The sequence below is a fragment of the Desulfoluna sp. CLI2B genome (assembly GCF_056847375.1).
In genome coordinates, this window is record NZ_CP186557.1 from 4,594,020 (window position 1) to 4,607,287 (window position 13,268).

Annotated in this window: 13 protein-coding genes; 3 read left to right on the forward strand and 10 right to left on the reverse strand. The window is 60.6% G+C overall.

Annotated elements, in window-relative coordinates; genetic code table 11:
* The first annotated feature begins 20 nt into the window (after positions 1-20).
* The 3 genes from ACOYW2_RS21440 to fdhF all read left to right on the forward strand — a co-directional run bounded on the left by ACOYW2_RS21440 (position 21) and on the right by fdhF (position 4,547).
* On the forward strand, positions 21-605 hold the full coding sequence (locus ACOYW2_RS21440) for a YceI family protein (protein WP_482419939.1): 585 nt from the start codon (positions 21-23) through the stop codon (positions 603-605).
* Positions 606-674: 69 nt separating this feature from the next.
* Positions 675-1,472: a thioesterase family protein gene (locus tag ACOYW2_RS21445; RefSeq protein WP_482767920.1), complete on the forward strand. Its 798-nt coding sequence runs from the start codon at positions 675-677 to the stop codon at positions 1,470-1,472.
* Positions 1,473-1,718: 246 nt separating this feature from the next.
* Positions 1,719-4,547, forward strand: a complete 2,829-nt coding sequence (fdhF, locus tag ACOYW2_RS21450; RefSeq protein ID WP_482767921.1) for a formate dehydrogenase subunit alpha — start codon at positions 1,719-1,721, stop codon at positions 4,545-4,547.
* 479 nt (positions 4,548-5,026) lie between these two features.
* Here the strand turns inward: fdhF and nqrF are convergent, their stop codons facing one another.
* The 10 genes from nqrF to ACOYW2_RS21500 form a co-directional block, all read right to left on the reverse strand.
* Positions 5,027-6,247, reverse strand: a complete 1,221-nt coding sequence (gene nqrF, locus ACOYW2_RS21455; RefSeq protein WP_482767922.1) for an NADH:ubiquinone reductase (Na(+)-transporting) subunit F — start codon at positions 6,245-6,247, stop codon at positions 5,027-5,029.
* A 16-nt stretch (positions 6,248-6,263) separates the two neighbouring features.
* The gene (gene nqrE, locus ACOYW2_RS21460) at positions 6,264-6,875 is read right to left on the reverse strand and encodes an NADH:ubiquinone reductase (Na(+)-transporting) subunit E (RefSeq protein ID WP_482418011.1); all 612 of its coding nucleotides are present in this window, start codon (positions 6,873-6,875) and stop codon (positions 6,264-6,266) included.
* Positions 6,876-7,499, reverse strand: a complete 624-nt coding sequence (locus ACOYW2_RS21465; RefSeq protein WP_482418012.1) for an NADH:ubiquinone reductase (Na(+)-transporting) subunit D — start codon at positions 7,497-7,499, stop codon at positions 6,876-6,878.
* Between the two features lie 2 nt (positions 7,500-7,501).
* Positions 7,502-8,218: an FMN-binding protein gene (locus tag ACOYW2_RS21470; protein ID WP_482767923.1), complete on the reverse strand. Its 717-nt coding sequence runs from the start codon at positions 8,216-8,218 to the stop codon at positions 7,502-7,504.
* Complete coding sequence (locus ACOYW2_RS21475) at positions 8,211-9,374, reverse strand: NADH:ubiquinone reductase (Na(+)-transporting) subunit B (RefSeq protein WP_482767924.1); 1,164 nt, start codon at positions 9,372-9,374, stop codon at positions 8,211-8,213. The genes ACOYW2_RS21470 and ACOYW2_RS21475 overlap by 8 nt, the downstream gene beginning before the upstream one ends.
* The gene (locus ACOYW2_RS21480) at positions 9,375-10,721 is read right to left on the reverse strand and encodes a 4Fe-4S dicluster domain-containing protein (RefSeq protein ID WP_482767925.1); all 1,347 of its coding nucleotides are present in this window, start codon (positions 10,719-10,721) and stop codon (positions 9,375-9,377) included.
* 432 nt (positions 10,722-11,153) lie between these two features.
* Positions 11,154-12,236 carry an FAD:protein FMN transferase gene (locus tag ACOYW2_RS21485; RefSeq protein WP_482767926.1) on the reverse strand — a complete coding sequence of 361 codons (1,083 nt, stop codon included), beginning with the start codon at positions 12,234-12,236 and terminating at the stop codon, positions 11,154-11,156.
* 2 nt (positions 12,237-12,238) lie between these two features.
* Entirely contained in the window at positions 12,239-12,505 is a 267-nt protein-coding gene (locus tag ACOYW2_RS21490) for a hypothetical protein (RefSeq protein ID WP_482419947.1), read from the reverse strand.
* On the reverse strand, positions 12,502-12,918 hold the full coding sequence (locus ACOYW2_RS21495) for a hypothetical protein (RefSeq protein WP_482767927.1): 417 nt from the start codon (positions 12,916-12,918) through the stop codon (positions 12,502-12,504). The genes ACOYW2_RS21490 and ACOYW2_RS21495 overlap by 4 nt, the downstream gene beginning before the upstream one ends.
* Positions 12,839-13,219 (reverse strand): DHH family phosphoesterase, encoded by a 381-nt coding sequence (locus ACOYW2_RS21500; RefSeq protein WP_482767928.1) that lies wholly within the window; start codon positions 13,217-13,219, stop codon positions 12,839-12,841. The genes ACOYW2_RS21495 and ACOYW2_RS21500 overlap by 80 nt, the downstream gene beginning before the upstream one ends.
* Between the last annotated feature and the right edge of the window lie 49 nt (positions 13,220-13,268).

The following is a 13,268-nucleotide window of genomic DNA, read 5'->3' on the forward strand; positions in this document are numbered from 1 at the left end:
ATTAAAAGGAGACCATCGCCATGAAAACCAGGCACCTTGTCATCCCCATACTGTTTCTTTGCCTCACCGCAACCGCCCAGGCCAAACCGAGTGACTGGAAGCTGGACACCGCCCACTCAGGAATCTACTTCGACGCCCGGCACATCTTCTCCACGGTTCGCGGCCATTTTGAAGACTTCTCGGCCACGCTCACCATCGACCCGGAGGCCATGGAAAACTCCCAATGCCTCATCACCGTCAAAGCCAAAAGCATCACCACCTTCAACCGCAAACGGGATACCCACCTGCGGTCCGATGAATTGCTGGACACAGGAGAGTACCCCACCCTCACCTTTCAGAGCACCCGGGTCATCCCCAAAGGGGACAACCAATACCTCATTGAAGGGGACCTCACCATCCGGGGTGTCACAAAAACAATATCAGCCCCCATGACCTTTCACGGAATCAAGCCCAACCCCTTCAAACCGTCCCAGCAGGTGGCGGGCTTCACCACCGAATTTGCCATCAACCGCCTCGACTTCAAGGTGGGCGACGGTACCTTCTACAAGATGGGCGTCATAGATAAGGATGTGGACATCACCATCTCCATTGAAGCCTTAAAGTGACAGGCTGAACAGGGCCCGCGGCTCCGACACCGATACTCGCCACCACAGACACCTCACCAGGGAGACCCCATGGATATCCACGCCCTCTTCAACGCCCTCACAGCCGACGACACCGGCGTCCACCTCACCATCCCCTCCACCTGGCTCCAGGGCCGAACCGCCTTCGGCGGCCTCGTTGCCGCAGCGGGGCTTGCCGCCATGCGCCGCAAGGTGCCCGGGGACCTTCCCTTGCGCAACCTCCTCACCGCCTTTGTGGGCCCCACGGGCACCGACGGCATCCGGGCCGAGGCGTCCCTCCTCAGGCAGGGAAACTCCGTCACCCACGTACAGGCCCGGGTGCTCACCTCAGACAACGAGCCGTGTGCCACCCTCCACGGGTGCTTCGGCACAAGCCGTCCCTCACGCATCCGCCACCCCGGTCCCCCGGCGCCTGACTGGCCGGCCCCGGAGGCCCTCTCCGAGCTCCCCTTCATGGAAGGGCTCACACCCAGCTTCACCCGATACTTCCGCTACCACTGGGCCGAGGGGCCCTATCCCTTTGAGGGGCGCTCCGAAGGATCCTACGGTGGCTGGATCAGCTGCCGGGGCGAGGCGCATAAAGCCCGCGAAGCCCATCTGCTCGCCTTCATGGACGCCTGGCCCTCTCCCTCCCTGTCCATGCTCGACACCGTGGCACCGGCCAGCACCCTCACCTGGCATCTGGAAATGTGCGATGCCCCTTGCGATTTCGCCACCACCGACAGCTGGCGATTTAAGACCCGCGTGGACACCGCGGAACACGGATACGTGGGCGAGGAGGCAAGGCTCTGGGCCCCCGACGGAAAACTGGCGGGAATCTCAAGGCAGGTGGTCACGGTGTTTGGTTGATCCCCGGCCCGTGAATCAACCTGAAATTTGGGACTTATCCCGGATATTTATATTGACAATTGGTGATAATCCGATTAACCGTTATGACAATTACGGCACCATGGACCCGGCCTTGTCCCGGCGCTCCATGCATCGCGCCACACACGAGCGTTTCGAAAAGAGACATCCATCCCAGAAGAACCCTATTCTCCGAATCTGCAGCGGGCGCCCCGCAGCCGAGCGGATCATCCAGCGGAGGTTCATCCCATGTCTGACGGCACCATTGTGATCAACGGCAACAGCCACCCCTTCAAACCCGGCCAGACCATTCTCGAGGCGGCGGAAGATGCGGGAATTCCCATTCCCACCCTCTGCCACTTAAAGGGCACCACACCCACCGGCGCCTGTCGCCTCTGCGTGGTGGAGGTCAAAGGAGCCAGGAATCTTCTGGCGTCCTGCTCCACTCCGGCGGAAGACGGAATGGAGATCCAGACCGAGTCCCCCACGGTCGTCCGGTCACGAAAAATGACCCTTGAACTCCTCCTCACGTCGGGAAACCATGACTGCTTAAGCGACGGGTCCCTCAAAGACGCCAAGGCCCTCTTCGATGCCAGGGCAGAAGCAGACGGACACTCCGAGCACCTCTGCCCCTCCTGGGGGGATTGCAAACTCCAGGAGTACGCCCTTCAGTACGGAGCCACGGGCACCGCGTACCCGAAAACCCCGCCCACCTATCCGCCCGAACTCAAAAACCCGCTGATCATCCGCGATTTTTCCAGGTGTATTCTCTGCGGACGCTGCGTCCAGGCCTGCAACGAAGTCCAGGTCAACGAGGCCATCAGCTACGGGTACAGGGGCGCCGAGAGCAAAATAGTCGCCCTGGGGGACCTGCCCCTGTCCGAATCTGCCTGCGTCTTCTGCGGTGAATGCGTCCAGGCCTGCCCCACCGGGGCCCTGGTGGAAAAGAAATCCAAGGGTGTCTGGAGGCCGTGGGATGTGACCACCGTCCGCACCACCTGTCCCTACTGCGGGGTGGGCTGTCAGCAGACCCTCCACGTCAAGGACGGAAAAATCGTCAAGGTCACCGGAGACGAGGAGGCCCTTCCCAACAAAGGCCGCCTCTGCGTGAAAGGGCGGTTCGGCTACGACTTCATCTACTCAGACGAACGGCTCACGACCCCCCTTATCCGGAAAAACGGGGAGCTCCAGGAGGCCTCCTGGGACGAAGCCCTGGATTTGGTCACCGACAAGCTCAAAGCCATCGATCCAAATCGGAGTCGACCCGATGCCGTGGCAGGGGTCAGCTGCGCACGGAGCATCAACGAAGACTCCTACCAGATGCAGAAACTCTTCCGGTCGGTGTTCAAGACAAACAACATAGACCATTGCGCCCGCACCTGACATGCCCCCACCGTCGCCGGTCTGGCGACAAGTTTTGGTTCCGGTGCCATGACCAACTCCTTCGGGGAGTTTGATCGCGCCAAAATGTTCTTTGTTATCGGCTCCAACATGACGGAAGCCCACCCTGTTGCGTCCACCTTCCTGAAGAACGCCGTGAAAAAGGGCGCAAAACTCATCGTGGCGGACCCGCGCCGCCACAAGCTGGTGGATTACGCGGACCTTCACCTCCAGCTCAAGGTGGGCAGCGACATCGCCCTGATCAACGCCTTGATGCATGTGATCATCGAAGAAGAGCTCTTTGATCCCGACTTTGTCACAGAGAACACCGAAGGGTTTGCGGCCCTCTCCGCCGAGGTCTCCAAGGCCACCCCCGAGGCCATGGCCCCCATCTGCGGCATTGAGGCCGACACCATCCGGCGGGCCGCCCGCATGCTTGCCTCGGTTCGCCCGGCCATGCTCTGCTACACCCTGGGCATCACCGAGCACACCTGCGGAAAAAACAACGTCATGTCCGTGGCCAACCTCCAGATGCTTTTGGGGAACATGGGCGTGGAGTGCGGGGGCGTCAACCCCCTGCGCGGCCAGAACAACGTCCAGGGAGCCTGCGACATGGGCGCCCTTCCCGGGGTTTTCCACGGCTACCAGAAGGTCACCGACCCCGCGGCCCGGGCAAAATTCGAGGAAGCCTGGAACGTCACGGGCCTTCCCGAGACCCCGGGGCTCATGATCCCCCACATGATGGAAGGCCTGGAGGACAAGAAAGTCCGGGCGTTCTGGATCTTCGGGGAGAACCTGGCCAACACCGAACCCGATATCCGAAAAGTCGAGCATGAGCTCGCCTCGGCCGAGTTCCTCATCTGCCAGGATATCTTCCTCAACGAAACCACAAAGTTCGCCGACGTGGTCCTTCCGGCAGCGGCCTGGAGCGAAAACGACGGCACCTTCACCAACAGCGAACGCCGGGTCAACCGCGTCCGCACGGCCTCCACCCCACCGGGTGAGGCCCGGCCCAACTGGTGGATCTTCCGGGAAATCGCCAAGCGCTTCGGCCACCAGTGGCCCTCGGCAAGCGCCCGGGAGATCTGGGACAACGAGATCTCGGCCCTGGCCCCCAACTTCAAGGGGATCACCTACGGCCGCATCGAAGGGGACGGGCTCCAGTGGCCCTGCCCCAGTGCAGACCACCCCGGCACCCCCTTCCTCCACAAGGACGGGCGATTCACCCACGGCAAGGGGATCTTCAACCCCACGGCCTGGACCCCGCCCGCCGAGGTAACCGATGAGGACTACCCCTTTGTCCTAAGCACAGGGCGGCGCCTCTACCACTACCACACCCGCACCCAGACCGGCCGATGCGACGGACTCAACGACCTCCTGGGCGAAGAGACCTGCGACATCTCACCGGCAGACGCCAGACGCCTTGGCATCCGGCAGGCAGAGCCCGTCCGGGTATCCTCCAAACGCGGGGCCGTCACGGTGAAGGCCCGGGTGACCCCGGAGATCCCCGAAGGCATGATCTGGATGGCCTTTCACTTCCGGGAAGGCAACGCCAACTGGCTCACCAACCCGGCCTACGACCCGGAAACCCTCACCGCTGAATACAAAGCCTGTGCGGTGCAGGTGGAAAAAGTCGTCCCTGCGGCTGACGGGTCCGTAGAAACCACGGAAAGCCTCACGGCCGCCGCCGGATCCTGATCCCTTTACGGGGTCCACATCCGAACCGTTAAACCTGAAAAACCCTTTGCACGTATCCGTGCAAAGGGTTTTTTGTTTCAAACTGTACTGCTGGCCTTCTATGGTTAAAGCGGGTTTGACAAACAAGCCTTAAGCGTTCTTCTTGAATGAAGTTAAGATCCTGGTTATCGTTTGACCACGCCCTTCGAAAAAACATTGAAAAATCGACCGAAACGGAGCGCCGCACTCCGGTGCGGCTTTTTAGTCCGTCGCTACCCAAGCCGCACTGGAGTGCGGCGCTCCAGGGGACAAGGGCATTCGGAGGGTGGGGATGTAAACAAGCCGATGGCCCAAACGATGATCAAGGTCGACGTCTGTTTGAAAGGCGGATGTGATTTCAAGGTGGCACACCTTGCCGCCGGAGGCATCTTTTTGGTTTTTCTCTGAGCCCTCTTGCCCCTGTGCGCACCCGAATTTGGCTGGAGAAACAGGCTTACATCTCACGAAAATTTATCGAAAAGGATCATCTCCTCTTCCACCCCGAGGCTTTCGAGCATGGCAAGGATCGCGTCGATCATAAGGGGAGGCCCGCAGAGGTAGTACTCGATCTCGGCGGGGTCGGGGTGGTCTTTCAGGAAGTTTTCATAGACCGAGCTGTGGATGAAGCCGCGAAAACCATCCCAGTCGTCTTCGGGGAGGGGTGCGGACAGGGCAACATGGTAGTCGAAGTTGGTGTGTTCCTCGGTCAGCTGCCTGTACTCCTCGTCGTAGAACATCTCCCGTTTGGAGCGCGCCCCGTACCAGAAGCTCATGGTCCGTTTGCAGTCCAGGGCATGGAGCTGGTGGAAGATATGGCTGCGCATGGGGGCCATGCCTGCCCCGCCGCCGATGAAGCAGAGCTCCCGCTCCGTCTCTTTGACGAAAAACTCCCCGTAGGGCCCGGAAAGGGTCACCTTGTCTCCGGGCTTTAAGTTAAACAGGTAGGTGGTTCCCACCCCCGGGGGGGCATCCGGAACGTTGGGAGGGGGCGTTGCGATGCGGACGTTAAGCATCACGCGTCGGTTGTCTGCCGGGGGATTGGCCATGGAGTAGGCCCTGAAGGCATTTTCCTCGTTTTTGTGGGAGAGGGACCACAGGTTCTGGGCATCCCAGTCTTCCCGGTACTCTTCTTCGATGTCAAAATCCGTAAACCGGATGTCGTAGGGGGGAATGTCGATCTGGATATAGGACCCCGCCTGGAAGGACATGGTCTTGTCCTCATCCAACTCGATGATGAGTTCCTTGATAAAGGTGGAGACATTGGCGTTGGAGACCACGGTGCCGTCGTATTTGCAGATGCTGAAGATCTCATCGGGCACATGGATCTCCAGGTCGTCTTTCACCTTGAGCTGGCACGCCATGCGCACGTTGGACATGCGCTCCTTTCGCGAAACGTGGCTGAGCTCCGTGGGCAGAAGCTCCCCTCCCCCTTTGTCCACCACACACTTGCACATCCCGCAGGACCCGCTTCCCCCGCAGGCGGACGGCAGCAGCACCCCGCTTCCCAGAAGAGCCGAAAGCAGTGTGGGGGTGCCCTCCACCCGGATGGGGTTGCCGGTGTCGTCGTTGATGACGATGGTCCGCTCTCCCTGAATCGTAACGAGCCGCTCCACGATAATCAACACGATCACCAGAAAAAGAATGATGCCGACAAACACGGCCAAGCTCACCAGGTAAATCAAGGGTGCCTCCTTGGGTTTACGTCCCCATACCCGAAAAGATCATGAAACTCATGGCCATGAGGCCACTGACGATCATGGTGATGCCGAACCCTTCGAGCCCGTGGGGCACATGGGCATACCGCATCTTGAAACGGATGGCGGCCATGGTGATGATGGCCACCATCCAGCCGGTGCCGGACCCGAAGCCGAAAACCAGGGACTCCGTGAAGGTGTAGTGCCTCTCCACCATGAACAGGGAGGTGCCCAAAATGGCGCAGTTAACGGCGATAAGGGGAAGAAACACACCTAAATTGGTGTAGAGGGTTGGAGAATAGCGGTCGATGATCATCTCCACCACCTGCACCATGGCGGCGATGGTGGCAATGAAGGTGATGTACTTCAGAAAATTGAGGTCCACGTCGGGAAGGCCCGCCCAAGAAAGGGCCCCGGGGGCCAAGAGAAAATGGTAGATCAACCAGTTGGCAGGGGAGGTGATGGTCAGGACAAACACCACGGCAAGCCCAAGCCCCACGGCCGTACGCAGGGTCTTGGAGACCGCCACAAAGGAGCACATGCCCAAAAAATAGGCCAGCAGGATGTTGCCCACAAACACAGAGTTGAAAAACAGGTCGAACAGGTCACCCATCATCTAATCCTCCTCCTCCGGCATGCCACCCTGGATCCAGACCAGGAGCCCGATGACGATAAAGGCCCCCGGCGCCAGGGTCATGAGGCCCATGTTCATAAACCCTGCGTCGTACAGGGCCTGGGGCACCACCTGAACACCAAAGATCTTGCCCGCCCCCAGAAACTCCCGCAGAAAGGCCACCCCCACCAGCACGATGGCGTACCCCATGCCGTTGCCCAGGCCGTCGGCCAGGGCAAGGGGCGGGGGGTTGGCCATGGCAAAGGACTCGGCCCGCCCCATGATGATGCAGTTGGTGATGATCAGCCCCACGAAGATGGAGAGCTGCTTGCTGATGTCGTAGAGGTAGGCTTTCAGGATCTCATCGGCCACCACCACCAGGGAGGCGATGACCGTCAGCTCCACGATCATGCGGATGTTGCGGGGAATGTGGTTGCGCAGAATGGAGATGATCACGTTGGAGGAGGTCAATACCCCGGTCAGGGCCAGGGCCATGACAAAGGCGGTTTTCATCTGGACCGTCACGGCAAGGGCCGAGCAGATCCCCAGGATCTGGCGGGAAATGGGGTTGTCGTCCCACAGGGCCGCCTTGAATGTACGAAACCATCGAGTTCGGGTAAAGCCCATGATCACTCCAGGGATTTCAGGTTATCCAGGTGTTTTTTTATGAGGTTCTGGCGAAACCTCAGGGAAACCCTCTCATAAGTAGCCAGGTTGGTGGCCAGCCCCTCGCTGAGATACTTCCCGGTGAGGGTGGCCCCACTGATACCGTCCACCTCGTTTTCCGGGTCTCCCAGGGCTTTGCCCTTGGCGATTTTGATGGCGGCGAATTCACCGGATTTTCCCACGATCCTCTTGCCCACGAAGTTCTTCTGGAACCAGTCGCTTTCGATCTCTCCGCCCAGGCCGGGGGTCTCCTGGTGGGAGTAAACGGTAAAGCCCTTAATGGTGGTGCCGTCGGCTTCGATGGCCATGTACCCCTTGATGCGCCCCCAAAGCCCACGGGAGTCCACGGGCAGGATGTAGGAGATGATCTCTCCGTCGTCCAGGGTCAGGTAGAGGGGCAGCCTCCGCTCGTCACCCTCGGCGGGGTCGGGGTGCAGCTTTCCGTCGGAGCCGGCCCACACTTGGAAAATGTGGGATTTGAAAAGCTCTTCGATATCGGCGGGGGACGCCGTCGACGGGTCATAGTCGATGGAGGCCGCCTTGAGGATGTTCTTCTGGCGGTCGATGCGCATGTTGTTCTGTTGCCGTGCCTTGAGGCCCGTGGATGCCGCCGTGATGCAGAGGCAGCACACAAGGGCTACAATCACGGCAAACCCGACGGCCTGTTTCGTATCAGACATTGGGCACCCGCTTTCCTGTCCGGAGTTTGATCTCAATAATCTCCAGCATGGGAGAAAAGAGGTTCATAAACAGGATGGCCAGCATCACCCCTTCGGCGTAGGCCAGGTTGTAGGCCCTGACAATGACCGTCAGCACCCCGATGAGAAACCCGTAGACCCAGCGGGCCCCGTCCGTGCCTGGAGCGGACACCGGGTCCGTGGCCATGAAGGTGATGCCGAAGGCAAAGCCCCCCATGATCAGGTGGTTCACCGGGTTGATCCAGTGCCAGGGGGAGAGCTCCGAGGAGAGGAGCACCACGGCAGCGCCCATGGCGCACACCCCCAGCACGCCCCCCACAATAATGCGGAAGCTCGCCACCCCAACCACGCAGAGGAAAACGGCACTCACCAGGCAGAGCAGGGCCGAGGTCTCCCCCACGCTTCCGGGAATCTGGCCGGAGAACATGGTCCAGAAGGTGTACCCGTTGTGAACCAGGGCCTCGGGCACCGCCTCCCCTTTGGCCCCCAATGCCAGGGAGAGGGGGGTGGCCGCTGTGACGGCGTCCACGGCCTTGGTGGCCACCCACACATAGTCCCCGCTCATGGAGACCGGGTAGGAGAAAAAGAGAAACGCCCGGGCGGTCAGGGCCGGGTTCAGGATGTTCCGGCCGGTGCCCCCGAACACCTCTTTTCCCACCACCACCCCGAAGGAGATCCCGGCGGCCACCTGCCAAAGTGGCACGCTGGGGGGCAGGGTCAACGGGAACAGAAGGCCGGTCACAAGAAAGCCCTCGCTGATTTTGTGCCCCCGCACCACGGCAAAGAGCCCCTCCCAGGTCAGGCCCACCCCGTAGGAGACCACCAGCATGGGCAAAAAGGCCTCGGCACCCCGGTAAAAGGCATGGCCCCAGGTGGGGTCCGCCCCTTCGGCCAGCAGGGCCATGGCGCCGGTGTTGTACATCCCGAAAAGAGTCTGGGGAATCAGAGCAACGATAACCAGGGACATGAATCGCTTCAAATCCAGGCTGTCCCGCACCGCGGGCATGCGCACCGTGGCCTCCCCGGGGAGATAGAAAATGGTGCGGATCGCATCGTAGACCGGATGCAGGGCATGGAGCTTCGTGCCTTCCTGAAAATAGGTGCCCAGGCGATCCAGGGCGTCTTTGACGTTCTTCATCTATCCGTCTCGCTCCTTCCGGTACTGGGCCTTGGCGGTTTTCAGGGTGTCCAGCAGCTCGATCTTTGACGGACAGACATAGCTGCAGAGCCCGCACTCGATGCAGTCCAGGAGCCCGTGGGCCAGGGCCTCCTCCACCTCTCCTGCCACCATGCATTTCATGGTGTACTGGGGCAGGATCCCCACCGGGCAAACCCGGGCGCACCGACTGCAGTTAATGCAGGGCCGTTCCTCGCCGTGCATGCCGCAGTCCAGGTTCAGGGGCTTTTTGTTGAACACGGACAAAAAGGTTCGGGACTGGCTGGGCCGGGCATACCCAGCCCTTAAAAAACCGAAGAGGTCCTCTTCGTCGCCCACGGGCAACAGGGTCAGCCCCTTGTCGAAAAAATTCATGTAGCCCGTGGCCGGCAGGAAAAGCCCGGCAAAGGGGGTACCGCCGATGCGACGCCTGCGCTCTTTCTGGGGATCCAGGGTGGAGACGGGGGCGCCCACCCGGGTCCGAATGTGTTGGCGTACGGTGGCCCCGTTGCCCCCCACGGCCACGACCCGCTTGGGATAAAACCGTCCTTCGGTGACAAACCGGGCCAGAGCCACCAGGTCCTGGCCTTCAATGTACCAGCTATGGTTCTCCGCGGGGTCTTTGCGGATACGGTATAGGTAGTGGCCGGGATCACCGGCGGGGTAGCCCCCGCGGATATGGGCGGTGACGGATTTCAAGATGGATTCCGGGAGCGTGCCGGAGTGGACCGGGGTGATGACATGCACCGATGGGCGGGACCGATTTCCGAGGATGTCCAGGCCGTGCTGAAAAGCGGCCTCCTCCCCTGCCAGGGCCAGGGAGGGCAGGGCAAGATGCCCTCCGGCCCATCCCAGGGTGACGATGATGTGGGCGGGACGGCTGGACGGATCGGCATGGTCCCGAAAGGGCAGCTCCCGAAGCAGGGGCCAGGCCCCCCCTTTGAGAAGCATGTGGCGAAGTGTATCGGCGTCCGTGGACGCGATGCGATGGGGCGACACGGGCTCGAAGCGCTCCCATCCCTCTTCCGCGTCAAGGGTAATCACCACCTCGTCAATGCGGCGACGCGGCCCGAAGGCAATACGCGACACCACCCCGCCCCCCGGGCTCGGGTAGGCCGTGACCAGCAGGGTTTCAGCTTCTCCTGGAGCAGTGTTCCCCCCATTACCAACAAAATCGCCTTCTTTCACCAGGAGCCGGGGCTTGACATGGGGAATCCACCCCGGCATCAACGCCACGGTGGACGGGGACGGGGCCTCGGTCACAGACTCGGCCACCCGCCCGGAGATGTTGAGTGAAAAACCGTTGGTAAGGGTGAGGGTTTTCATCATCGGGACACAGCTTTCGGGAATGCGGCGCCTTTCTCCGGGGCATCAAGGGGAAGACGCGTCGGTTATAGGGGCATGGAAGCCATGGAGATATCACGCAATCAGACCGGAAACGGCCCTTAGCGTGCGATGGGTTCAGGGAGTGCGACGGGCAATGGGGAAGAGATAAAAACGGGAGGTTCAGGTGTTGCCCATGGCATGGGACAGTCACACATTGTCCGACTGACAGAGTACACCAGGCAAAAACAATGTGTCAACCAAAGGAACAAAAACAAAACATAAGATAAAATTGGCGATGGCACATGGCGTTGCCGCCGGAGACCCCATGTTTAAATAAGGAGACGGGCTCAATGCCCGGGCCTGCTCACCCGTCCCGGACGGGGACAATGAAAGGCCCGGACAGATTCAGGGAAGCCCAGGGCAGGAGAATGCGGGTTAGCGGGACCGATCCACCCACCCCTCTGAGGCAGAGACCTCCAGGGTGCCGTCGGGTTTGCGGACGATGAGCAGGCACTCCACCCCGTCAAGCCGATTCACCAGAGCGATCCCTTTGGCAGGGCCCATCACCATGAGGGCTGTGGCCAGCCCGTCGGCAAAGACCGTGGAATCGGCCAGGACCGAGGCACTGGTGACGCCGTTTTCCACGGGATACCCGGTGCGGGGGTCAATGACATGGGTCCAGATGCGCCCGCCTACGTTGCGGTAGTTGCGGTAATCTCCGCTGGTGGCAAGGGCCTGGCCCTTTAAAGTCCGCACCTGGAAAAGGTCCCCCACCATGGCTCCCCGACGGGGGGTGTTGATCCCCACGCGCCAGGGTTTTCCGTCCAGGCGATGGCCTTCGCAGTAAACCTCCCCGCCGATCTCCACCAGAAAGTGGGAGATCTTTTTCTCACGCAACAAAGCGGCCACGGCATCCACGCCGTAGCCCTTGGCAATGGACCCGAAGTCCAGGAAGAGGCCATCACGGTCTTTGACCAGGGCCCCGTCACCTTTGCGTGATACAGATTTAAAGCCCACCCGGGCCAGGGCGCGAGCCACCTCGTCCTCCCTGGGAAAACGGTCTTCGATTTTGCCAGGTCCGAACCCCCAGAGGGTCACCAGAGGGCCCACGGTGGCGTCCCAGGCACCGTCGGTAAGGCCGTGGATTTGAGTTCCCACGGAAAACACCGTGAGAAGATCCTTGGAAACAGGCACGGCCACACCTTTGCCCGCACGGTTGAAACGGGAGATCTCGCTGTCCGGGTCGTAGACGGACATGCTGCGGTTGAGGCCCTCAAGGCGCCGGGTTACGGCCAGGCTTAAGGCATCCGCCGACATCTTCCCCGACACCACGGCCTTGATATGATACGTGGTGCCCATGGTCCGGCCGGAGAGCACCACCTCCTGCTTTGTGTTAAACCCCGTGGTCACCCCGGCGGCCACCACCAGGGCAAACACCCCGAAGGCCACCACAATGGCCCCAAGGACCTTGTTTCTGCTTATTTTTGTTGACGTGTGTCGCGTGTTGGCTGTGTTCATGGTCACCGTGACTCAATCCGCTTGATAATCCAGCGCTGCATTTTTTCATCGTCTTCGCTGACGGCCTCGATCCCGCACTCGGCCACCACCATCTCGGCCCGGGCCATGTCCTTATGGCCCCCGGCGCTCCCATAACACCCGAAGCTCTGCTCGGCCAGGCGCCCGGCGTTTTTCCTCACCCCGTCGTTGCGGAAAATCACCACCAGCTTTTTGCCGTAGATCCCGGAGACGATGCTCCAGCTCGCCAGATCCACTGCATGAAAATTCAACGGCGATCAGGACCAGCATCGGCATGGGCGCGTCCGCATGGGAATGCGTCCGCCTTGCGCCTTTTGATGTCCTGTTTTGCAGGACTGAAAGAGTGCTTGAGGAACTTGGTTTTCGCTGCCGCCTGTTCCGCCTTCTCGAGGGCGTTACTGCGCGCTTGCCGAGGCGGTAAAGGTATTGAAAGGCCCTGCCACATCTTTCCACGGACTCTGCCGCGCTGAAAAAGTCTGGTGTCGGTCTTCAGGATCCCGTAAAAGCCGGCTGGGCGCGCGCCACCGACCAGCTTGATGTCGGCCTGGGAATTCTTGTGGGCATCATCGACACCATCACGTCCATCAGCAGATATGTCGTCTTCCGTCCGCCGCGCCTCCGTCGGGGTGATGATCGATGACCACGTCGAAGTTGATTTTTTCAAACACTTCCGAGTGGTGGGGCTGGGAATCCACCAGCACGAACCGGTTGAACCCCTGCATCAGCGCGTGGGAACACGGCTTGATGTCGGCCTTCATGTAACGCACCAGGGCCAGGTTATCGGGCCGCTTGATGACGTTGATGGAGGCAATGACCACATGGCTCACCCGCCGCCATAAAAGGCGCTTGAAAGCCACGGCACTGGCAATGGCATCGGGGTCGGCATTGATTAGGATCAACACCTGATCGTCCCGGTTAAACCGGGAGTAAATACCTGCCAGCTTCTCTTTAATCCTTACGCTCATGAATCACGTTCCAGGTATCAGGTGTCTGATTTTCTTGTGGTTGCCTTCA

What these genes read in the sequence shown, in the direction of transcription:
- ACOYW2_RS21480 (WP_482767925.1), bottom strand. Translation starts at nt 10,721, where the DNA reads ATGATGAAAACCCTCACCCTTACCAACGGTTTTTCACTCAACATCTCC.
- ACOYW2_RS21440 (WP_482419939.1), top strand. Translation starts at nt 21, where the DNA reads ATGAAAACCAGGCACCTTGTCATCCCCATACTGTTTCTTTGCCTCACC.
- nqrE (WP_482418011.1), bottom strand. Translation starts at nt 6,875, where the DNA reads ATGATGGGTGACCTGTTCGACCTGTTTTTCAACTCTGTGTTTGTGGGC.
- ACOYW2_RS21475 (WP_482767924.1), bottom strand. Translation starts at nt 9,374, where the DNA reads ATGAAGAACGTCAAAGACGCCCTGGATCGCCTGGGCACCTATTTTCAG.
- ACOYW2_RS21500 (WP_482767928.1), bottom strand. Translation starts at nt 13,219, where the DNA reads ATGAGCGTAAGGATTAAAGAGAAGCTGGCAGGTATTTACTCCCGGTTT.
- ACOYW2_RS21470 (WP_482767923.1), bottom strand. Translation starts at nt 8,218, where the DNA reads ATGTCTGATACGAAACAGGCCGTCGGGTTTGCCGTGATTGTAGCCCTT.
- ACOYW2_RS21465 (WP_482418012.1), bottom strand. Translation starts at nt 7,499, where the DNA reads ATGGGCTTTACCCGAACTCGATGGTTTCGTACATTCAAGGCGGCCCTG.
- ACOYW2_RS21485 (WP_482767926.1), bottom strand. Translation starts at nt 12,236, where the DNA reads ATGAACACAGCCAACACGCGACACACGTCAACAAAAATAAGCAGAAAC.
- ACOYW2_RS21445 (WP_482767920.1), top strand. Translation starts at nt 675, where the DNA reads ATGGATATCCACGCCCTCTTCAACGCCCTCACAGCCGACGACACCGGC.